At 44.0% G+C, this 23,369-nt stretch carries 18 protein-coding genes; 6 read left to right on the forward strand and 12 right to left on the reverse strand.

Annotation, left to right across the window (positions count from 1 at the left end; all coding sequences use genetic code 11):
- Positions 1 to 2: 2 nt before the first annotated feature.
- Together ACVBIO_RS09130 and ACVBIO_RS09135 are read left to right on the forward strand one after the other, a co-directional pair.
- Positions 3 to 2,297, forward strand: a complete 2,295-nt coding sequence (locus tag ACVBIO_RS09130) for a U32 family peptidase (RefSeq protein WP_447163548.1) — start codon at positions 3 to 5, stop codon at positions 2,295 to 2,297.
- A gap of 200 nt (positions 2,298 to 2,497) precedes the next feature.
- Entirely contained in the window at positions 2,498 to 3,346 is an 849-nt protein-coding gene (locus tag ACVBIO_RS09135; protein WP_447161553.1) for a mechanosensitive ion channel family protein, read from the forward strand.
- Between the two features lie 54 nt (positions 3,347 to 3,400).
- Here ACVBIO_RS09135 and oleD read toward each other — a convergent pair whose 3' ends face one another.
- From oleD to ACVBIO_RS09165, 6 genes are all read right to left on the reverse strand, one after another.
- Positions 3,401 to 4,498, reverse strand: a complete 1,098-nt coding sequence (gene oleD / locus ACVBIO_RS09140; protein ID WP_447172447.1) for a 2-alkyl-3-oxoalkanoate reductase — start codon at positions 4,496 to 4,498, stop codon at positions 3,401 to 3,403.
- Between the two features lie 6 nt (positions 4,499 to 4,504).
- Positions 4,505 to 6,226, reverse strand: a complete 1,722-nt coding sequence (oleC, locus tag ACVBIO_RS09145) for an olefin beta-lactone synthetase (RefSeq protein WP_447161551.1) — start codon at positions 6,224 to 6,226, stop codon at positions 4,505 to 4,507.
- Positions 6,227 to 6,231: 5 nt separating this feature from the next.
- A complete protein-coding gene (locus ACVBIO_RS09150; protein WP_447163551.1) occupies positions 6,232 to 7,161 on the reverse strand; it encodes an alpha/beta fold hydrolase in 930 nt (309 codons plus the stop codon).
- A gap of 132 nt (positions 7,162 to 7,293) precedes the next feature.
- On the reverse strand, positions 7,294 to 8,343 hold the full coding sequence (locus tag ACVBIO_RS09155) for a 3-oxoacyl-ACP synthase III (protein WP_447161549.1): 1,050 nt from the start codon (positions 8,341 to 8,343) through the stop codon (positions 7,294 to 7,296).
- 260 nt (positions 8,344 to 8,603) lie between these two features.
- A complete protein-coding gene (locus ACVBIO_RS09160; protein ID WP_447172448.1) occupies positions 8,604 to 9,920 on the reverse strand; it encodes a methyltransferase in 1,317 nt (438 codons plus the stop codon).
- A gap of 108 nt (positions 9,921 to 10,028) precedes the next feature.
- Entirely contained in the window at positions 10,029 to 11,207 is a 1,179-nt protein-coding gene (locus tag ACVBIO_RS09165) for a chemotaxis protein (RefSeq protein ID WP_447161547.1), read from the reverse strand.
- Between the two features lie 272 nt (positions 11,208 to 11,479).
- Here ACVBIO_RS09165 and ACVBIO_RS09170 point away from each other — a divergent pair, with 272 nt between their 5' ends.
- The gene (locus ACVBIO_RS09170) at positions 11,480 to 11,719 is read left to right on the forward strand and encodes a DUF1289 domain-containing protein (RefSeq protein ID WP_447163593.1); all 240 of its coding nucleotides are present in this window, start codon (positions 11,480 to 11,482) and stop codon (positions 11,717 to 11,719) included.
- 100 nt (positions 11,720 to 11,819) lie between these two features.
- Here ACVBIO_RS09170 and ACVBIO_RS09175 read toward each other — a convergent pair whose 3' ends face one another.
- From ACVBIO_RS09175 to ACVBIO_RS09200, 6 genes are all read right to left on the reverse strand, one after another.
- Positions 11,820 to 12,182, reverse strand: coding sequence for a YajD family HNH nuclease (locus ACVBIO_RS09175; protein ID WP_447161546.1), 363 nt, complete (start codon positions 12,180 to 12,182; stop codon positions 11,820 to 11,822).
- A gap of 79 nt (positions 12,183 to 12,261) precedes the next feature.
- On the reverse strand, positions 12,262 to 14,238 hold the full coding sequence (locus ACVBIO_RS09180; protein WP_447161545.1) for a BCCT family transporter: 1,977 nt from the start codon (positions 14,236 to 14,238) through the stop codon (positions 12,262 to 12,264).
- Between the two features lie 602 nt (positions 14,239 to 14,840).
- A complete protein-coding gene (phoU, locus tag ACVBIO_RS09185; protein ID WP_447161544.1) occupies positions 14,841 to 15,551 on the reverse strand; it encodes a phosphate signaling complex protein PhoU in 711 nt (236 codons plus the stop codon).
- Between the two features lie 21 nt (positions 15,552 to 15,572).
- Positions 15,573 to 16,391, reverse strand: a complete 819-nt coding sequence (gene pstB, locus ACVBIO_RS09190) for a phosphate ABC transporter ATP-binding protein PstB (protein WP_447161543.1) — start codon at positions 16,389 to 16,391, stop codon at positions 15,573 to 15,575.
- A 31-nt stretch (positions 16,392 to 16,422) separates the two neighbouring features.
- Positions 16,423 to 18,075, reverse strand: coding sequence for a phosphate ABC transporter permease PstA (gene pstA, locus ACVBIO_RS09195; protein WP_447172449.1), 1,653 nt, complete (start codon positions 18,073 to 18,075; stop codon positions 16,423 to 16,425).
- A gap of 87 nt (positions 18,076 to 18,162) precedes the next feature.
- Positions 18,163 to 20,418, reverse strand: coding sequence for an ABC transporter permease subunit (locus ACVBIO_RS09200; RefSeq protein WP_447161541.1), 2,256 nt, complete (start codon positions 20,416 to 20,418; stop codon positions 18,163 to 18,165).
- Between the two features lie 260 nt (positions 20,419 to 20,678).
- Here ACVBIO_RS09200 and ACVBIO_RS09205 point away from each other — a divergent pair, with 260 nt between their 5' ends.
- The 3 genes from ACVBIO_RS09205 (at position 20,679) to ACVBIO_RS09215 (ending at position 23,247) form a co-directional block, all read left to right on the forward strand.
- The gene (locus ACVBIO_RS09205) at positions 20,679 to 21,179 is read left to right on the forward strand and encodes a glycine cleavage system protein R (protein WP_447161540.1); all 501 of its coding nucleotides are present in this window, start codon (positions 20,679 to 20,681) and stop codon (positions 21,177 to 21,179) included.
- A gap of 337 nt (positions 21,180 to 21,516) precedes the next feature.
- Positions 21,517 to 22,101, forward strand: a complete 585-nt coding sequence (locus ACVBIO_RS09210) for a hypothetical protein (protein WP_447172450.1) — start codon at positions 21,517 to 21,519, stop codon at positions 22,099 to 22,101.
- Positions 22,102 to 22,428: 327 nt separating this feature from the next.
- Entirely contained in the window at positions 22,429 to 23,247 is an 819-nt protein-coding gene (locus tag ACVBIO_RS09215; protein WP_447172451.1) for a DUF2797 domain-containing protein, read from the forward strand.
- Positions 23,248 to 23,369 lie beyond the last annotated feature (122 nt).

The following is a 23,369-nucleotide window of genomic DNA, read 5'->3' on the forward strand; positions in this document are numbered from 1 at the left end:
CCATGGATCCGAAAATTGAATTATTAGCACCGGGCGGTGATGTCGATGCGATAAAAGCGGCCATTATTGCAGGAGCCGATGCAGTCTACTGTGGCTTAGATACGTTTAATGCCCGTAACCGCGCCGCTAATATTTCCTTTGAAGAACTGGTTGGCATTATTCGACTTGCACACCAATACCAATGTGAAATATTTCTCACGTTAAATATTGTTATCTTAGAGCAAGAGTTTAAGTCTCTCGCTAAGCTATTAAGTCGTCTGGTTAATACCACCTTAGATGGCGTTATCGTACAAGATATCGGTATGTTCCATCTGCTTACCAAGCATTTCCCGAGCTTAGCAATCCATGCATCCACGCAGTTAACCACCCATAATGCTGGCCAACTGCCTTTTCTTAAAAAGCTTGGTGCATCACGGGTAAACTTATCAAGAGAACTTAACTTACGTGAGATCACGGCGCTCACTGCAACCGGTCGTGAGCACGACATTACCACTGAGGTGTTTGTACACGGTTCTTTATGTATTGCTTTCTCAGGGCTATGTTATTCCACGTCTGCAAGTGTCGGTAACTCAGGCAATCGCGGTCGATGCAGTCAAGCATGCCGTGAAGAGTATCAAACCACGCCATCGGGCAATAACTTCCCGCTAAACATAAAAGATAACTCGGCCTTTTTCGATCTCCCCGCCTTAATCGAAGCCGGAGTGCATTCATTTAAAGTTGAAGGACGCATCAAAGGCGCGAGTTATGTTCATACCGTCATTGACAGCTTTCGTAAGCAAATTGACGGCTACTTAGCCACAGGTGAGCTACTCGAAGATGGCGAACGCCTTTATAAAGTATTTAATCGAGATTTGACTAACGCCTTCTTAAAAGGCGATTTAAACCAATCGATGTTTATCGATAATCCTCGTGATCACTCGAAAAACCATCTAAAAGACAAGTTAACGAACAACGGCAGTCAATCCATCTCGGTGGTGCAGATCCACGATGCTGAGCAAGCACTGCAAGTAGAGAAAAGCCAGATCCAGGCAAGCGTGACCGATAAGATAAAACACTTAAGCATTGAGAAGCTACCGCTAACGCTCGCCTTTGCTGGCAAGCTCGGTAGCCCCCTATCAATTAGGGTTAGCACCAAAGACTTTGTTGTGGGACAAACCCAACTTGAGGCAAAACATTTTGTGGTGCAATCACGTAGCTTACTGGTTAACAGTGACGATGCGTGTATCGATAGCAGCGCCATTGAGAAACGTTTTAAAAGTTTAAACAATGCCGAATTTAATCTGCAACTACTCAATATCGACGACTTAGCGACAGGGTTAAGTATCCCGTTTAAAGAACTGAGCGTGCTTAAAAAACAGATACAATTTCAACTCAACCATGAAACGCCAGTATTGCCCACAGTTGAACTGCCTAAACTGGTTAATCATCCAAAGCCAATACCTAGCCAACAAGCAAAACTGTCGATATTAATCTGTGATGAGGCCGATACTGCGCTACTTGATGCCACCGACGCAGACATTTACTTTAAGCTTCCTGATGCTTACAAGCGGGGTTGCACTCAATATGTTGATTTCTTAAAAGCTAACCCACGACTCATCCCTTGGTTCCCATCGGTACTAATTGGTAAAGACTTTGATGTGGCTATCAACCTATTAGAGCAAGTCAAACCGGCACTGATTGTGACCAATAATACCGGTATTGCCTACCGAGCATACGAGCTAGGTATTAAGTGGATTGCAGGGCCGTTTTTAAACACGACTAACTCCTATGCGTTACTTGCATTACAGGAGCAGTTTGATTGTAGTGGTGCCTTTGTCTCAAATGAGATAAACCTGCAGCAGATAAAACACATTGCTCGTCCTGCCAATTTTAAAATGTTCTACAGCATTTACCACCCTATTCTATTGATGGCCAGTAGGCAGTGTTTTTTCCAACAGAGTGTTGGTTGTGAAAAGCCCCGTATCGATAATGGCTGTATGTTGTCATGCGATAAATCGACAAGCATTACCAATCTTAAAGGTGATAATTTTGCGATTGATAAGCAAAAAGCTGGCTATCCAAGCATTTACAATCAAGATCAGTTTTTGAATATTGAGATCATCAATGATCTTGCTCATCTATTTGATGGCTTTATGATTGATCTAACCAATATCGGTTTAGGTGATAAAACCGCCCCCGATAAAGTGGCGCTCATCGAGCAGTTTGAGCAACTATTGCAGGGCGAACCTCAAGTCGTCGACACGCTTAATCGCATGGTGCCGCAATCAACCGTGAGCCAGTATCACAACGGTTTATAATAACCAAAACGTCAATCCCTTCACTTGAGGGGGTTGGCGGTGTGATGATTAAGTCATATAAACAGCCGGTTTAAGTCAGGCTATCGCCATAACACGATAATTTTGCTTATAATGTTTTAGATTGGTATTAATAAATCACTGCCTTACAGTGATGGCTCAGCGAACGTTATTACTTTAATTAAAATTCAAAAGAGGGCTTTGTGGAGAATCTAACACTAGTGGTCGATTTTTTATTAAACCATAAACTGTTACTTACAGTCCTAGTCATCGTCTTAATTTCACTTGTTAAGCGCTTAATCATTTCCCAAATTCGTGGTGATGTGGCGTTTCTCACTGAAATTCAGCGCAAGTGGATGTCTCGTACTAAAAACGGCACTTTTATCTTAATTCTTGTGATTCTGTTTATGCTATGGCAGACAGAAATCAGCAAATTTGCCCTGTCGGTGACCGCGATTGCGATTGCGTTTGTTGTGGCATCCAAAGAAATTATTTTGTGTTTTACCGGTTCGATTCAAAGAGCGAGTTCGCGCTCGTTTGTGATTGGCGACTGGATTGAAGTAGGCAAAATATGTGGCGAAGTGATTGAGCACAACTTAATGGCAACGGTTATTCAAGAAATTGATCTATACCACGGCCAGTATCACTTCACCGGTAAAACAGCCACCTTGCCTAATAGTATGTTCTTTAGCTATGCGGTGAAAAACCTCAACTTTATGAAGCGTTATGTCTACCATGACTTTAGTATTACTGTGGTGGAATTTTATAACTTGTACCCACTGTTCCCTGAACTCCATGAGAAAATTGAAGCACATTGCGAAGACTTTTATGAAGTGGCTAAGCGTTATAATGGCATTATTGAAAAACACGCAGGTGTCGACCTACCAGGGCCTGAGCCGCATATTCATATCAATAGTGGCGTAAATGGCGAACAAAATGTCCATATCATGATTTTCTGCCCGACAGAGCAGGCTGTTCATTTAGAGCAGTTAATCAGAGAAGATTTTATGATTGCCTACCATGAGGCCTTTGGTAAAGAAGAGATTATTTAGAACTTAGATAAATTGAATCTTTGCGTCTGTAATGACGCAAAGCTCTGCTCTTGTTTATTGTAAAGAGGTCTTAAGTCGCTTCATTCCTTCATCAATACTCACTAAGGCGCTATAACCGAGATCATTTTTGGCTGCGCTGATATCAAAATAATGGCTGGTCGAAAGCTGCCTTGCGACAAAACGCGTCATGATTGGCTCTTGCTGCTTACCTAATAAACCATAAACAGCTTCAAGCACACACCCTGCCATATAAGCCACATGACTCGGTACTCGCTTTGTCACTGGTGCAAACCCTTGGCAGGCGAGGATTTTGTTTAGCATCTCCGCCATAGTAATCGGCTCATCGTTACTCAAATAATAGGCTTTACCAGCACAAGCGGCACGACTCGCATCTTCACTGCAAAGTTTAACCGCGGCCAAGATATGAGCGTAAGCTGCATTGCCCACATAGATGGTATCGACTAGCTTGTCTTGCTTGCCCACCAGCTTCAATTTACCTGCTACTGCACGTTCAAGCACCCGTGGTACGAGATGTGGATCGTTTGGCCCCCAAATAAGATGTGGCCTTAGCGCTGTGGTGCCTAAGTGTTTGCCATTACCCAGTATGCAACCGTTAGCGTTAAGCATCATCTGCTCGGCTATCGCCTTAGACTCGCCATAATAATTCAAAAAATGTTCAGCATAGGGCGCGGATTCATCATTGCCCGCTTCATCTTCCCCAGCAAAGGTGACACTTGGCGTGCTGGTGTAAACCAAACGCTCAATATGACGCTTTTTACAGGCATCAATAATGTGGCGAGCACCGTCGACATTGGGTGAAAAATAGCTTTGTTTACTGCCCCAGACTCCCGCTTTGGATGCGACATGAAACACTAAATCACAGCCTTGCATAGCCGATAACACTGCCTGCTCGTCAGCGATATCACCTTGGATCATATCGATGCCCATTGCATCTAATGCTGGATATGCTCCGCGGGCAAACCCTGTGACTTTAATACCCGCAGCGAGTAGACGCTCACAAATGGCTTTACCTAAGAAGCCTCCTGCTCCAGTAACAAAGGCGCGATTAACCTTGTGCTTAAGCGCCGTTAACGCGGCCTGCTCTTGAGGGGGAAAATAATTCAGGCTAAGCGTATCGATAACAACTGACAAAATAGATTATTCCTTGATCTGCTTTTGTGCCCAAACAGCTAATTTCTCACGGAAAATTTTAGCGTTATGACGAATATCAACAGGAAAATCGGGGTGAATTAAGAAGCGCTCAATACCTCGAGTCTGCGCATGTTGCTCGGCAATCGCTCTAAGCTCACTATAAAGCACACCAGAGAGTGAGCAGGCTACAGACTGTTTTAGCTCTATGCACACAAGTGGCGTTACCTTGCCAGCAATGTTAACGCCCACTAACGCACTGCGTTTTACGTCGCTATGAGTATTAAAGATGCGTTCGCAGGGAATAGAGTAATAACGTTTAGTCTGGTTATTGGTTGCTGGTAAAGCATCTGCATCGACTCTATGCGCCTTTCGGCCACACATCCACAATAAACCATCACTATCTAAATAACCCAAATCTCCCATACGGTGGCGAATACTGTCACCATCTTGAATTTTTGCCAGCAAGGTTGCACTGTCGCGCTGATAATAACTGCGACTCACCATGGGGCCTTTAACAACGATTTCGCCAATTGCATCAACAGATAAGGCTAAGCTGTTATGCCAGCGCGCTATCGGCTTCTCATCGATAGCTATGATGGCAATTTCAACGCCATCAATCGCTTTACCCACACAAATTCCGCCGCCGTTATCGGTTACCAAAGTTGTGTCAAACAAGGCTTGGCTTCCTATTTTGCTAATAGGTAAAGACTCGGTTGCGCCATAGGAGTTAAGCACTTCAACATCTTGATTAAGCATCAAGCTAAAGCGTTTAATCGATGAAATTGTTGCTGGCGCTCCCGCTGAAATAACACGCTCAATGCTGCTAAGTTTATGCGCTGTGGCCGCTCCCGCTTGACCCAATCGCTCTATTAGAGCTGGGTTTACAAACATATTGCTGCATTGATACTTATCTATAGCTGCAAAGATAAATTCAGGATTGGCGGTAATCGGCTTACTGGCATCCATATCAGGCACAATTGATGCCATGCCTAATGCCGGGCCAAATAATGAAAATAGCGGGAAGGTGGCTAAGTCTCGCTCACCGGGCTTGATTCCATAATCATTTTTAAGCGCTGTAATTTGCGCCTCAAACATCTTATGAGAATAAATTACGCCCTTAGGCGTCCCCGTGCTACCGCTAGTAAATAAAATCGCCGCCATGGCATCTTGATCTAGCCATTGCATCTCAAACGGCTGAGAAGGCGCTGATTGATTGGCTTTCAATAAGCTATCTAAATGAGCAGCCCCTGTTAATGCCCGCACTATCGAGCTACCGCCGACATTGATCAGGTGTTTAACGGTCGATTTTCCCCAACCAAATAGGCGTCTAGCGATATGGGCCTTAGGGATCCCGATAAAAATATCAGGCTTAGCCTCTTCAAAACACTGCTTAAGGTTATTAATCCCCATACCCGGGTCGACTAGAATTGGAATTATTCCGGCCTTAAACAGGGCAAAGGTTAAGCAGAAAAAATCGATACTCGGCGTCACCATCAACACCGCCTTCATACCTGGCGCTAAACCATGACTGAGGAGCGCGCTGGCTATCTCATCACTTTTAGCATTAAGGGTTTGAAAGTCCATCTCTTGATAACGCAGCCCACTGACGGCTCTGCCGTTAGACTGCTGCACTGCAACTGCGAGAGAGTCAGGAAGTGTCTGTGCGGCACTAACTAAATGACGGCACAAATTTGCGCCGTCATTGTTTTGATTAACCAGTGTTGCCATCGGCTTTACGCTACCGACTCAGTGTTAGATACTGGGTCTGGGTTAGCTTGCGTATTCACTTCGGTTTCAGCCATAAAGTCTTTAATGTGGCCAATGACTTCATCGCTCGCGTCTTCAAGAATATAGTGACCACAATCGCTAAACTCATGCACCTTGGCATGAGGCATTCTTTGCTTCCACTCGGTTAAGAAGTGCTTATCGAACACAAAATCTTGCAAGCCCCAACAGATCACGGTGGGAACATCTTTGAATTTAGACAAGCTAGCAGCAATATCTGACACTAACTCATAATTGCGATCGCCAGGTTTTAGTGGAATGTCCTGCACAAAGCGCAGTGTCGAAATTCGGTTCGCCCAAGAGTTAAAGGGAGCAACGTACGCTTCGCGAATATCTTTATGCATAGGCTTACGCTTAACACCAACGTAAGATGCAGCCGACGAAAACGCATTAAAACCACGCACTAAAAACGTGCCTAGCAAAGTATTGCGGCAAATCGATAGCGCCCACGGGAATGGCTTACTCGCTGGAAGATGAAATGCGCCAGTATTAAGGATAACTAAACGTTTGATACGTTCAGGGTAACGCGCCGCGTACCCCATGCCTATCATTCCGCCCCAGTCATGTACCACCAGCGTAATGTTTTTTTTCACATCTAAGTGTTCGAGTAAGGCTTCTAAATCATCGATACGGTTTTTAAGGGTGTAGTCGTAACCACTGTCGTCAGGCTTATCAGACAAACCACAGCCGATATGATCAGGCGCAATGCACTGATGCTTATCACTTAATGCACTGATAAGGTTGCGATAATAAAAAGACCAGCTCGGGTTACCGTGTACCATCACCACAGGCTCACCTTGGCCTTCATTGACGTACTGAAGCTTGTTGCCGTTTCTATCTAAGTAGTTACGTTTAAAAGGGTGCAGAGTGTCTAGCATGACGTTTCCTATCTTTGTGTTACTTGTCGAACGCTTTATTAGCTAAAGGGGGCTAGCCTGTATATGGACAAGCTTCCTATTAACGTAAGTGTGTGAACTCTTACTCGTTAGCGCTTACCCATATATAGTGACTTACCACTTAAGACCTAACATCATGCAGTTCAAACCACTGCCTATTCCTAAAAAGCTGACCTGATCGCCGCTTTTCAAAAAGCCTTGGTCATGTGCCATTGCTGCCGTAACGGGCAATGAAACCGTGCCCATATTGCCAAGCAACTTATAGGTTGGAAATTCTTTCTCTTCAGGGATATTCAATGCACTCAGTACATTACGACGATTCGACGCGCCAACCTGATGACAAATTACTTTATCGACCTGCTCAACTAACCAGTTACGCTGCTCAAGAAAGTGACTCCACGTATGACGTGCAAGCTCCACACCTTCTTTAAGCAGGGCGACACCGTTGGTGCGCATATATTCGCGATACAGTTGTGGGCCCGCTTCTTCAAGCCCCCACTGACATAAATCATAATGCTGCGGCGCCGACAAGTGACTCGCACCCAATAATTGGTGCTGGCGATTGCCTTTAAGATTTAAGCTGCCATCGGTCAACAACACCGCTACCGCACCAGAACCACCCGTTAAGGTTGCCAAAGACTGCGCGTAGTTTTGCATGGTTGGCTCTGCCAGCATCTTATCTATGGTGATATCAACGATATGACGCGCCGACTCACACGAGACCACTAGGCCAGCTTTAATTTGACCAAGCTCAATACGGTTCGCAATATCTAAAATACCCGATAGCACACCTAAGCATGCATTACTGATATCGTAAATCGCGGTATCTTTAGACACGCCAAGCTCTGCCGCAATACGACAAGCTGTTGCAGGTTCGTGTTGATCGCGGCAAACACCGGTGTAAACCACTGCGCCCAAATCACTGATCTGCACACCGGTTTCATCAATGGTTTTATGTGCCGCGGCTAAAGCACCATCAGATAAACGGTGCCCTTTTGGCCACCAGCGTCTTTCATGGATCCCTGTCAATGTAGCAATCTGCCCCATTGGAATACGAAACTTTTGATATAAAGGCGCTAAACGAGATTCTAGCTCCGAAGTCGATACAACTTCAGGCGCTAACTCGTAGGCCATACTATTAATAAAAACGCGGGAATATTTCATGAAACTGCTTATCGTCACTCACAAGATAGGCGAATTTACAGCCCATCTAGATAGTTATTTATTATTAACCAGCCATTTGAGCAAGAAAAAGCTGATGATTCAATAAAAAACCTCATTACTGAGCAGTTTTAATCCAACCTATCATAGACTTTACTTACTAAAGAGCCTCTCTTTTCGCGCGGATTCAATCACAGCTAACTTAATTACAACTTAATAAACAGTTTGTTACGATAAGATTAAATTGAGCTAGCCTGAAAAATCTATTTAAATGCGTGAATTAGCGCATTTCGCGGCGTAATACTGTTTGAACAAAATTCACTCAAGGTTACTCGGTAGCCCTGCTCTTCAAGAAAGCATACTCTGTCAAGTAACAGCCATTGTTCGACGAGCGCCCTAAATAGATGCGCCACAAGATCGATGCGTCGAGTTAAGCGCTGACGCAGTTCTCCAATCACCAAATACTCTTGCCAATCGATATCAGCAGGTAAAGCTAACCCTTTCGCGTCAGCCGCCCAACGACAAAACACCGCAAAATCATCATTTAACTGACTCTGCTTGATTGCGGGAACAGGTAGATACTCGTCAAGACCGCGCACCTTGCGCTGCAACGCATCAAAACCGAGTCGCCAAGCCATCTCCTGCAACCGGTAACCCTTATGCTTGTCGTTAGCAATAACGCTTTGCTGTAAGGGCAACTGCAAGTCTGCACGGCTTAGTTTAAGCTCACTCGCCTTAGCCACTGTCGAAAGCGCTTGATACTGCTTGGCTTGAATAAGGTGATAACAACAAGGTGAAATCACCAACTGCTTGGTACCAGCATCACTGGCATGCTGCAGTAGTTTAACATGCAAGTCGCCGCAAGCGTGTAGCGCTACGGCAAGTTGCTCAGTATGTAACTGCTCACTTTGGCCAGCAAAGGCATCTGCACAGATAAAAGTTTGTGGTAGTTGCCATTTTATTGCAAATTGCTCACCGGCTTCACACAGGCTTGGCTGCCATTCAAGACTGACCACTTGTCTTTGGTGGGCTTTTGCAATGAGCCGACCTAAGTGACCTTTTCCTGCGCACCACTCAAGCACTGGCGTATCATCAAACGGAAGTGTGGCAACAAATGCATTAATCTGTTGCCACTTACGGCCTTTAATATGGGCACTAAAATGGGGCTCATCTTCTGCTGTTAACAGTGCTGTTGATGCTAATTTTTTTGTTGAGCTTGTTGTTGATTTTGTCGCAACTCTGGAGCCAATATCAGCACCTATGGCTGATTGCTGCAATAACTCAAGCGGCCATGTTAAACCTTGAGCAAGCAAATCCTCTGACAAGGCTCCTAACAAGGCTTCATTCAATCTATTTTGACAAGCATCAATGGCATCAAGTGAGTCGTCAGTGAGTTGCCAAACCGCTTTAGCTAGTCTTGGAAAGCTTTCGCTCCAAGGCAGCTCGTTGCACTCAAAAGAGCGGCTACGCCATAGCGACTGACTCTGCGTTAACAGCGCGTCTATCTGCTTAAGTTTTTGCGCTGCGCTTAATGCAGCTTGCTTACACAAAGGTAGAGATTGAGTTGAAGTGACAGTCATCTTTTTAGCTAATTTAATGTTGCAACACACAGCGGTTTAGCGCTGCAATAAAAACGAGCACCCTATGAAGAGTGCTCGCCAGTTTAACATGTCATCGGCTAGATCCGATTAAGCTTTTTGCTTAACTTCGGGTTTTGAGGCGTTTAGCTTTTTAATTTGCATACGCTTACCTAACCACACCCCTAGACCTAATGGCGCGAAAAACACCACCAGTAGGAAGAGTACGAAGTACAAAATCAAGCTCTTAAGAGTCTTGGTCAACTCCTGAAAAACCACCTCTACCGCATTTTGTGAAATCTGCTCTAAGTCAATCGCCGCTGCTGCGCGCTCACGAGCAACCATCGCTTCTAGGGCAATACGCTCATTCTTCACCATAACTTCTAGCGCCTGACGCTCAACCGACAACTGCTTTAGCTTATCATCGGTACTGGCACTGAGTTGATCTAATAGCGGAGTGAGCTCTTTACGCATATCAACGGCTAAACTTTGCATCATTTCAGGGCTTTGTGCCATTAACTGCTGGAACTTAGCTGAGGTATCGCTAATATTTGTTAGCGTGCGCTGAATTTCATCGGCATTTATGTTGGAATGCAAGGCATATAGCTCGGCTTTCCAGCCTAAGATTTTTGGCATCTGCTCGGCGATCATCGCCATACGGTCAGAGATATCACTCATCACCTCAGGGACGGTGCCGAAAGTCGTCACCGCATCAAACTCACTGATCTTATGGAACTCAAGCCATTCGGTAAATGCCGATTCCCGTGCAAACGCCATATCCTTTATTGGGTGGCTCGCAGCGTATTGCTTCACAAACTCTTGATTCTTTTTAAAATTAGCGCCACCTAGATTTTTAATTGTGCGCTCAAACTGATCTCGTAATTTGATACTGGTCTCAACGGCGACGGGTTGTTGCTCTGCAAATAAGTTTTTGCCCGCTCCCGTTTCAAAAAACTGTGCCATCTGCTCGGTAAACACCCAAGTATCAATCATCGCTGCTGTTGGTGATGCTTGAAAAATCGTGTGTTGTAGATTCTGCTCGGCGTTAATCTTCCACATTAAGGTGTTTGACTTAATCGCAATACTGTCGGTATTACGCTCTATCAGATCAGCAGCGCTCTCTACCTGGCTATAAAAAACCGTACTAAAGTCGCGACTAAAAACGCGCATATTGAGTTGATCTTTTGGCAACGGCTCAATGCCGCTTTCCAATTTAATTTCTAACAGTGAACACGCACTTGTCAGCAACGCGACAACGGCTATCAAACAAAAGCGAAACATCGCTTTCATAACTCCTCCAAAAAATACACAATTCATTAGAATTCATTAGAATTTATTTGAAATTCAATTAAAATAGTTTATTAAAAACATCAACTTATAATTCTACCACCGGACATCAACAATACCTATCGCTATGTCTACTTACCTCATTAGCCATATTATGAATTAGCCACGTCAAAGCCAAGCTCTAGGCCAATGAAAAGAGTTTCACTTGTAAGCTAATTCTAGCTAACTTAGAATCTGCCGCAAATTCGAACAAGAAATACAACACAAACCTTATGATGCAATCACCTTGTGTGGCCAAATGCGGCTTAAATGATGAAGATTATTGTATGGGCTGTTATCGCCATATCGATGAAATAGTCGGTTGGGGGCAGGCAAGCGATGAACGTAAAGCGCTCATTTGGCAAAATCTGGCTGAGCGCAAGGCCAAGATGCAAGGCGGGGAAAATAGTGCCATCCTCAGTCGGGCCAAATGGATTGAAGCCCAGAGCAGACTAGAACGCTCAGAGGCCGATTAATCAATCCTGTTCCTGTCCTAAATATATAAACACATCCCAGGATGAGATATTTAATACAAAAAAAGCCGCTCATTCGCGGCTTTTTTAAACTCTTTACGGTCTACTTTTTCAGCATACTCTTCAAATCCGCAAATGGATTGTAAGTCGCAGCTTCAACTTTGTTTTCTGTCGTAGAACCATACTGAATAAGCTCTTCAAACTTAGAGTGCTCATTGTCATGACAATAAAGGCACAACAGCTCCCAATTAGAGCCATCTGATGGATTATTATCGTGGTTATGATCACGATGATGCACCGTCAACTCTCTTAGGTTGGCATTGTTAAATTCACGAGTACAGCGGCCACAGACCCAAGGATAAAGCTTAAGCGCCTGCTCACGATAACCCACTTCACGCTTGGCTTTATACTCTCTCGCCTCAGCTAATACTCTATCTAACTTACTTTGCCCTTGATTGGTCGACATGCTGTTTCTCATTAAAGTTTGTTACCTAGAGCCAATTGTATCACTGACCCTAGGTACTTTTCACCGCAAATTACGCGAATTATTTAGCTTCGCTACCTAAGTACTCTGAGCTTGAAAGATGTAGGTAGTGCAAGTACTTTTCGTACTGCGTCACCACATCTGCCAGTAGCTGATCTTGAGTAAAGCCCATTACATCGTAATGTTGACCACCGTGTTCTAAGAATACTTCCACACGGTAGTATTCGATATCACCGTCAGCCACTTCACTTTCGAGCGGATTGGTAATGCTAAATGCGCGGGTACGTAGACCGTAAACGAAGTCATTATGATCTTCACTTGGAACCACAAAGCGTACACGGTTATCAAAGTTTAAAATCTCAGCCGTAATTGAGCGACTTAAGAAGCTATCGCGTACTTTTGTTAATGCTGGCTGAGCCACACTATCAAGGAAGCTCTGCGCTTCTTCTTGGCTCGGATGCGATAGTAAAACATCAATATGCGACTCCCAGCTCACATTGGTCTTGGTAAACTGCACACTGGTATTATGTGATTGCACGCTGTTGATTTTTAACCAGTCATCTTTAAGCGCAATGTACAGACCGAAACACATGAGCAGCATAACGATAAGGAACGGCAATGCACTTGCTATCGCAGCAGTTTGCAGCGCTTGTAAACCACCGGCTAATAACAAAACAGAAGCAACTACACCTTGCATTAATGCCCAGAAAATACGCTGCCAAACAGGTGCATCATGATCACCACCAGAGGTCAGGTTATCGATAACTAACGAGCCTGAATCAGATGATGTTACAAAGAAAGTCACCACTAAACACAGTGCAATTGTCGATAACAAGGTTGAAAATGGCATATGTTCAAAAAACACAAACAAGGCCACCGATACGTCTGACGATACCGCGTCAGACAGATAGGTTCCGCCATTTGAAATCACTTCAATAGCGCTGTTACCAAAACCTGTCATCCAAATAAAGGTCAATGTCGATGGAACAAACAATACGCCCACCAAGAATTCACGAATAGTACGGCCGCGCGAAACGCGGGCAATAAAGGTTCCGACAAATGGTGACCATGAGATCCACCACCCCCAATAAAGAAGGGTCCAGCCACCAAGCCAATCGTTCTTCTGCTCATAAGCATATAAATTAAACGTCTTACCGACGATATCGCTTAAATACGCCCCGGTGTTTTGTACAAATGCTTGCAGTAGCTCAACTGTAGAGCCAAATAGTAATACACATAGGAGTAACAATACCGCAAGCACTAGGTTGAGCTCACTTAAACGTTTAACGCCTTTGTCTAAACCTGAAAACACCGAAACCGTCGCAATCAGACATACACCGATAATCAAAGCCACTTGCACAGTGCTATTAACCGGCACATCGAGTAAGTAATTAAGGCCTGAGTTTAACTGTAATACACCGAAACCAAGTGATGTAGCCACACCGAACATGGTACCTAGCACCGCAAAAGTATCTACAGCATGACCAATTGGACCATAAATCTTGTCACCAATCAGCGGATACAATGCACTTCGTGGCAGTAGAGGAAGCTTATGTCGATATGAAAAGTACGCCAAACTCAATGCAACAACCGCATAAATTGCCCAAGCATGAATACCCCAGTGGAAGAAAGTGATCTTCATGGCGTCTTTTGCCGCTTGAATCGTCATTGGGTCGGCATCGGGGGGAGACAAGTAATGCATTACAGGCTCTGCCACACCAAAGAACATTAAGCCGATACCCATACCCGCTGAGAACAGCATAGCAATCCAGCTCTTATAGGTGTAATCAGGCTCTGCGTGATCTGGGCCTAGCTTGATATCACCGAAGCGACTTACCATGACAAAAATAATAAAAATCAGGAAAACGGCAACACCTAAAATGTAAAGCCAGCCCGCTTTAAGTTCGAACCAGGATTGAGCTGCTTTGAAGACGTCTTGTGATTGAGTCGGCCACACGGCACAAACAAATACCATTAACGTTATTAGAATGACTGAAGAGAAAAAAACTGGTGGATTAATACTCGATTTTATCGACATAGAATTACCGCAATAAATAAAGAACACACAACATCGCCTAGCGTTGTGTGAAAGGGCCGCCAGGACTTAGAAATGTATTACCAAATATAAGCACACACCGACGGGATCATTATTTTGTGGTTTAACCCGCTGTGATACTCACCTTAGAATGATTAGAAAATCTCGAGCATCATCTGAAACTAGCTTCACCTAATATTAGGATCACGCAAACTAAAGATAGCACTGTCGATTAATTAACATCTATTACCAATAGTGATAAATACCCTTTCTTTTTAGTTGCTTTCAACAACCAAAAAATAAGTACTTACTTACCGCTAAAGGCTAACAAATCATATTGAATAGCCCAACCCAAAATTGCCGTGTAACGACATGGTTCAACTATTAAATAGAATTTGGCTCACAGGTTTTAACAACACAAAATTCACTTACACTATACATTATTTATCGAGTCGATGTTTTCGTCTATAGCGCAGAAACAAAAAAAGCAGCTTATCGCTGCTTTTTTAATTAACTCAATTCAACATTTAACCAGAATTGTGAACTCAATCTCACTGCGTTTTTTTAACAACTCAATCAAAGCAAAACACAATGACTCAAAAACCTTAAAGTTTAAGATCTTTTTCCATCTCTTCGTATGAGATATGGCGTACATCTTTACCTTTCACATAATAGATAATGTACTCACAAATGTTCTGACAACGGTCCCCAACACGCTCAACAGCACGGGCGGCCCAAAGCACATCTAACACTTCAGGAATAGAGCGCGGATCGGCCATCATATAGGTCATCAGCTGACGAATAATGCCTTCATACTCTTTATCAAGCTTAGTGTCTTCTTTGTGCAGCTCAAATGCGACATCGGCGTCCATTCGAGCAAGAGCGTCGAGGGTTGAATGCAAAGTACGTGTGGCATGACGCCCCATGTTTTCGATACTCACCAATAAAGGCTGCTGATTTTTAGAGCGCTTATCCATGGCCGCTTTGGCAATTTTTACGCAGGCATCACCAATTCGCTCTAAGTCTGTAATAGTCTTAGAAATAGCCAATACTAGACGTAAATCACTTGCTGCTGGCTGACGCTTAGCGATAATGCGCGCACATTCTTCGTCAATCGCCACTTCCATACCATTGACTTTGTGATCGCCTTCTATCACTTTTTGCGCAAGCTCGGCATCTAGCGACCCAAGGGCATCTAATGACAGCTCAAGTTGACGTTCAACCAAGCCGCCCATCGCCAACACGCGATTGCGAATATCGTCAAGCTCAGCATTAAACTGACCAGAGATATGTCTATTTAAGTTCATGTTTTCCATTGCTGTAACTCCCTATCTCTCTTAACCGTAACGGCCAGTAATATAATCTTCCGTCTTCTTCTTTTTAGGCGTCGTAAAGATGGTATTGGTATCAGCATACTCAATCAGTTCACCCATATACATAAAGGCGGTTTGATCTGACACGCGCGCAGCCTGTTGCATGTTATGCGTAACAATAACAACGGTATATTTGGATTTAAGATCGGTGATCAACTCTTCAATGGTCAAGGTTGAAATCGGATCCAATGCTGATGTGGGTTCATCAAGTAATAATACTTCAGGTTCAATCGCAATCGCCCGAGCTATCACCAAACGTTGCTGCTGACCGCCAGACAAACCAAAAGCGTTATCATGCAGCCTGTCTTTTACCTCATCCCAAATCGCAGCGCCACGTAATGAACGCTCGGCAGCATCATCAAGTTCGCGGCGATTATTAACCCCTTGCAGGCGCAAACCATAAACCACGTTCTCGTAAATCGATTTAGGGAATGGATTCGGACGCTGGAATACCATACCGACGTTACGGCGTAGCGCGGCTACATCGACCTTTTTGTCGTAAATATTTTGGCCGTGCAACATGATCTCACCACCAATATGGCAGTTATCGACCAAGTCGTTCATACGGTTAATGCAGCGAAGTAAGGTCGACTTACCACAACCACTCGGACCGATGAATGCCGTCACCTTTTTCTTAGGGATCTTCATCGATACATCAAATAGTGCTTGTTTGTCGCCATATTTAAGATCTAAGTTGCGGATCTCTAAGGCTGTTTGTTCTTTTGTTAGGTTTTCTAGGTCTAGCATATCAGTCTTCATTACCGATTGATCTATTGAAATCATGTTATTTCCTACTGCTTAGGATAATCGTCAATTAATGCTCAAGCGAACGATATTTTTCGCGTAAGTGGTTTCGTACACCAATGGCAGTTAAGTTAAGTGCCACAATTACCGAGACCAAAAGGAACGAAGTAGCGTATACCAAGGGACGCGCCGCTTCTACGTTAGGGCTTTGGAAACCAACATCATAGATGTGGAAACCTAAATGCATGAACTTACGTTCTAGATGCACAAATGGGAAATTCATATCAATAGGCAATGTCGGCGCAAGCTTTACCACCCCGACTAACATCAGCGGAGCAACCTCACCTGCCGCACGAGCAACTGCCAAAATTAACCCCGTCATAATGGCAGGGCTGGCCATTGGGATAATAATGCGCCATAAGGTCTCTGCTTTAGTGGCACCGAGCGCCAAACTGCCCTGACGAACAGAACTTGGAATACGGCTGAGCCCCTCTTCTGTTGATACGATGACAACAGGCAAAGTCAAAATAGCGAGGGTTAACGCCGACCAAATTACACCAGGCGAACCAAAGGTCGGCGCTGGTAGTGCTTCAGGGTAGAACAGCTGATCTAGCGTGCCACCAAACATATAAACAAAGAAACCTAAACCAAATACACCGTAAACAATCGATGGCACACCCGCTAAGTTAATCACCGCAATACGGATCATCTTAGTAATGGGGCCTTTCTTGGCATATTCGTGCAAGTAGATAGCGGCGATAACCCCAAATGGCGTCACAATTACCGCCATCAACATAACCATAAACACGGTACCGAAAATCGCTGGGAATACGCCACCTTCGGTGTTGGCTTCGCGTGGGTCGTCACTGACAAACTTACCCACTCCAATAAACCACTGGCCAATTTTCCCCATCACACCTAAACGGTTGGCATAGGTCACATCTAAGATAGTATCGAGTTTTAATGTCACCTCTTCGCCACGCATGTCACGAATAATAACCGAATCTCTACCCGCTTCAGTTTTAAAGGCAAAGAACTCTTTTTCTACGATTTGATACTCGGCATTTAACTTAGCGCGCTCAGCGGCTATCTCGGCTTTACGACTGTCGGTTAAGGCGTTATCTAACTCATAACGACGAGACTGTAGACGTAAGTTTTCAAGCTCATAGTTAATTGAACCAATCACACTTTTTTGCAGAGCAAGCGCTTCATCGTTCAGTTTAACCGCTCGCTCTATATGGCTTTCAAAATCCGCTTCAACATTTTGGAATGATAATCGCTTACCGTCCTCGATAATCGCCACAGGGAAGCCATAGAAGTCACCATTTTTACTGCGCTCGATAACGGCTATATTTTCAGGCTTAGAACGAGAGATAATATCTGTTGCTAAAATCCAGCGAAAATCTAACCCAACAAACTCGCGGTTACCGGTTTTAACCAGATAACGGATGACGTTCTCGCCGACTTCTGAGTCAAACTTATGCCCAGCAGCAAGCAGGCGCTCTGTTGGCACTTCCTCTTTATCGTAGATTTCACCAATAAGTGTATAACGCTCACCTTGTTGGTTCTTCATCTCCCACTGATAAATATCAGCAGGCCAGAAGTAACTCAGACCACGCCAAGCAATTAATAGCAATAACCCGAGTACCGCAATCAAACAGATACTGACTGCGCCACTGGTCATCCAAATCCAAGGAGACCCCGATTTAAACCACTTACCCATTAGCTAAACCTCTTAAAGCGACAGGTGAACGAGTACTTATATATGTCGTCATAAAATTCATTTTCTTATCATCCATAACAATACGCTTTAAAGTGAGCTATAACGTTCACGTAGACGCTGCCTCACCACTTCTGCAATCGTGTTGAAGAAGAAAGTAAAGATAAATAGCACAAAGGCCGCCAAGAACAACACACGATAATGCGAGCTACCAATCGCAGACTCTGGCATCTCTACCGCGATGTTAGCCGCCAGTGTTCTCATGCCCTCAAACACGCTCCACTCCATAATCGCCGTATTACCTGTGGCCATAAGTACAATCATGGTTTCACCCACCGCGCGGCCAAGGCCCATCATGACAGCTGAAAAAATACCAGGGCTTGCCGTCAGCAATACCACCCGAGTTAATGTCTGCCATGTGGTTGCACCCAGTGCCAAACTGCCGTTTGATAAGTGACGAGGCACCGAAAACACTGCGTCTTCTGCGATAGAGAAAATCGTTGGGATAACCGCAAAGCCCATGGCGATGCCCACGACTAGCGCGTTTCTTTGGTCAAAAGTAATGCCGAGCTCGTTGGTGATAAACATACGAGTATCGCCGTCAAATAAGGCCAACTCTAGACCAGGGCTAATAGCAAACGAGAACCAGCCAATGAAGATAATCACAGGCAGTAACATGAGCTCTTGATAGGTTTCAGGTAAGCGTTGCTTCCACTTTGCAGGCAGCTTGTACCAAGCAAAAGCGGTACTTAAAATCGACACCGGCAGCAAAATGAGTAAGGTCAATATTCCGGGCAAGTTATCTTCTATCAATGGGGCTAACCAAAGACCGGCTAAGAAACCTAAAATAACCGTAGGTAGCGCTTCCATTATTTCAATGGTCGGCTTTACGATGGCGCGCACTTTAGGCGACATAAAGTAAGCGGTATAAACGGCGCCTGCAATGGCTAAGGGGGTGGCAAAAAGCATGGCGTAAAACGCCGCTTTCATGGTACCAAACGCTAACGGCATTAGGCTGAGCTTTGCTTCAAAGTCATCCGAGCCCGACGTTGATTGCCACACATATTGAGGCTCAGGGTAACCTTCGTACCACACCTTCTCCCACATGGCGCTCCACGACACTTCAGGGTGACTGTTCGATACACTAAATAGATGAAGCTTGCTGCCAGCTTCGACGATCAAGGCATTTGATCTCGGACTAAAACCGGCAGTACCAGGATTATCTAGCCCAAAGTTCATCGAGAAGAGCTCTCTCTCACTGGTGGTATAAAGCAAGCTTAAGTCACCGTCTTCTGTAATGGTGGCAAAGCTTTTTCGATAAAATTCTGAGGCTACGCTCTTAATATCGCCATGGCCTTTAAAGTTACGGATCTCCTGGTATTGACGACCTTGCTCACCATTCACTTGAAAATACTGCTGCACAATTCCTGTGTCATAACTCACCAGTAACGAGCTAGCGCCAGCAAGTAGCGTCACATTTGTCACATTTGCCTTAGCGCGCCCCAGTGACAGCACTTGGCTAAGTTGCACAGCTTCTGCATCACGAATATCGTAAATAAATAGTTTATTGTCAGAACTTAAAATAAGTTGGCGCTGGTCTGGTGTCATCAGCTGCTGCTGAACATTAACCGGTGAGTCAGGAATAATACTATTATATGATCCCCACTCCACCTCTTCGGTCATCATATTCTCTTCACCTTCCTGGCGAGAGAGATGCCACGCTTTGTCGTCTGTCTGGTACACAAAGCTCATTTTGTCGCTACGGTAACCAAATACTAAATGATTTAGCGCGCGAGATTGTCGATCCGCGGTTAATACCTCATTGTTGTTATAAAAACGAAGTTTAGGGGTGATCAAGCGCTTATCATTTGGATAAGTGACCTCAAATTCAAGACCAGCAATAATCACCTGGCCATTACTCAGTCCCAGCGCAAAGCGTTGCTCACTTGGCGCTCCAGCCGAACTACTGACAATCTCTGTTCCCGCTGGCGTATTAATTTGTTCACTGCGTATTAGTTGAGAAGTTTGAGTGTCATAAAAATCGACTTTGCCAAGCTGAGATACGCGATACATGATCTCATTTTGCTCATCACTTCCTACCATCAGTGCAGGCTTTGGGTCGTAATACTCAGCGCTCACGACCGGTGTCACTTCGGCACTATCGAAGATTGGCTTTATCACATAAAGTAGATAAAAGAAGATCAGTAATAGCGCCACAAACACCATGATCCCACCAATGGTGACACCAATTTGGGCTGCTTTATCCTTGATTGCTCTGCGCGAAGAACCATTATTTATCAATAGGTTTTTCGTAGCAGGTCCAGGTTGAGATACCTGAGTTTCCATTAAGAACCTCGATTATTATAAAGCCAGTTAAGTTTTTTAACTGGGATTGCATTAACGACTATGCTAACACTAATGTTTTAAAACAATTTTTGTGCACGCGTAAATTTATGTGGAGCATTATATGACGCAAAAATGACACTAGTGTTACAGCGGTTAACTTATACTGTTCCGATTTTGAATTTGGCTATATTAGGCGTTAACCCCCTGCAAAACCAGGCAATAACGATCGACTATTTAGATAAATAAGGGAGTAATATCAAATGTTAAAATACCTAGTTACCCTACAAGCAAGCGATAGAGAAGGCTTAGTTGAGCAAATAGCCCATGCGGTTAGTCGCCATGGTGGCAACTGGCTAGATTCTGAACTACGTCATATCGATGGTATTTTTGCAGCGATCCTACTGCTGGAAGTCCCAGCCGCTCATTGGGATGAATTGATCGAAAATCTCGAGATGCTTGAGGGAGTATCGTTAACCTACTCCAAAACCAGTAAGCCACAGGCTAAAATTAAGCATGTAAGTTACTCCCTCGTTGCCTATGACAGACCGGGTTTAGTACATGAAATCTCAAATAAAATCAGTTCACTTGGGATCAATATTGAGCATATGAGCACACGTTACGAGAGTGCCAGCCATTCGGGTATAGCCCTGTTCAGAGCCGATTTTAATGTGGGAATGAAAGATGCGAGTGATGAAGAGCAATTGACCCAAGCGCTCCACAGCATAGGTGATGATGTACAGCTAGATAAGCTGTCAGCGTAACCTTAACACAAGCCTGACTCGCCGCAGAGTCAGGCTTGTGTTAAAAAAGGGGCTAGATGTCGGTCTCATAGTCTTCGTAGTCGTAATCTGCTTTATTGGTATTTAACTCCCCTGTACAAATCAGATAACTAAAAGCCAAGCAATGGCATCAATAACGTCGGCATTAGGCTGTAAATTGGTTACATTGACGGCAGTTAAATGCTCATGCTAGCATCGGCGGCGATCAACTCTTTAATCAACTTAAACATCTGAAAAATAAGCTTTAAAAAATCAATAAGGACGTTCTTCGTCATTAAAATGGAATAAAATATCAACATTACTTATCTGCGCCGCATTAGTGTTTTTCCTGCTATTTGCAACGTTAGTAGTCGGTTCGACTCAACTTGTCTCATCAAAGCTAAATGCAGATAAAGAGTACAATCATCTTAAGTACCCCATTCATATTGTTCTGGTCGAAGAAAATGAGCTTGCCTATACTTATTCAGCAGAAAAAGGACAGCAGTTACTGCCACCAGGTACACATTTTACCCTTGATCTGCAGGTAGCTTTATTTAATACCTCTGCAAGAACGATAGAAATCAATCAACCACCTCTACTCGCTAAAGATATTGCTCATAGAGATTATCACTTAACCTTGAGCATGAGTTATCAGCTCGACAGTAAGCAGATCCCACAAGTCATTCCAACAAAACACATAGACACCGAAGCCAAGCATATTAGTGCAGCTGCATTTAGAAACACCATCGCAAGCTACTACTTAGCAAAAGACCTGCCTAAGTTTCAACAAGAGGCATGTGATGATTTGAAAAAACGCATTCAGCAAAATCTATTAGCCCAAGGCTATCTGCTAACAACAATACATTTTGGCAATTTAACGACTCGAGACAATCCAAAACTGGAGTTAAGCCTCGGTCAATGCTAACCCCCTAAAATAAGTGTTTCCAAAAATAAGTGCCTAAACCAGGTTTACGCACTTATTTTAACCGAACCTATTCGCTCATCAATCCCGGCTTACTTTGCGACTTGTCCTCGCGCCTTTAAATCAGCGAGAATTATTTTTGGCGCTTACAAGTCAGTACCATGTATCCCCATATCATAATCATTGTAATGTCATAGCTCTGAACTCTGAGCCATAAGCTAGATGTCATTGCAATCAAGCATTCCCACACTAGCAATCGAAAAAACCATTCCAAAGCTGGTATAACAATCTGTTAGACTAAGCGTAAATCTTAAAAAGAATTAAAATGTCATGCTTGGAACCTTAAGAAAAATGCGCAGCCACTTGGATGAGAATCATCTAGTGCAATATCAGCTACCTGTTGGCGAAGAGTTACTGGATCTAAATCCATTAATTGGTCAACAACTGACGTTAACTCATACCGGTAAAATCCTCTGTTGTAGCTGTGGTAAGAAAACTAAAAAGAGCTACTCACAAGGCCACTGCTATGTGTGCATGCAAAAACTTGCGAGTTGTGACATGTGTATTATGAAGCCAGAAACGTGCCACTACGCTGCGGGCACCTGTCGTGAGCCATCTTGGGGTGAGGCTAACTGCTTCGTACCACACTATGTGTACTTATCAAATACCTCAGGTGTAAAGGTCGGTATTACCCGCCATACCCAGCTACCAACCCGTTGGATAGATCAAGGTGCAACTCAAGGCCTGCCTATTTTTAAAGTAGAAACTCGTCTGTTATCTGGTTTAGTTGAAACCGCCCTAGCCGAAATGATTGCAGACAAGACTAACTGGCGCACTATGCTTAAGGGCAATGCCGATGATCTTGACCTTAAGCAGCAAGCTGAAACGTTAATTCCGCACATTAGCGAACGTTTAAAAGAGATCACTGCAGAGCACGGCGAGTTTGCAGTGTCGAAGCTTGACGAGCAAATTCAAACAATTAACTACCCAGTTAGTGTGTTTCCAACCAAAATCAGCTCTCATAACTTTGATAAAAAACCTGAAGTATCGGGAGTATTACAAGGTATTAAGGGCCAATATCTAATCTTTGATACTGGTGTGATTAATGTGCGTAAATTTGGCTCTTACGAAGTCAGTGTGAGTTATTAACCCTAGCTCACAGCTATAACGTCAAACAAAAATGCCCTCTAAGCAGTAATGCCGATCATTTAGCAGTTTATTGATCGGTTGACCGATCTTTATAAGATGGCAAAATCCGAGTGTTTTTAAAC

The sequence above is a fragment of the Shewanella sp. 0m-8 genome, from assembly GCF_052977265.1.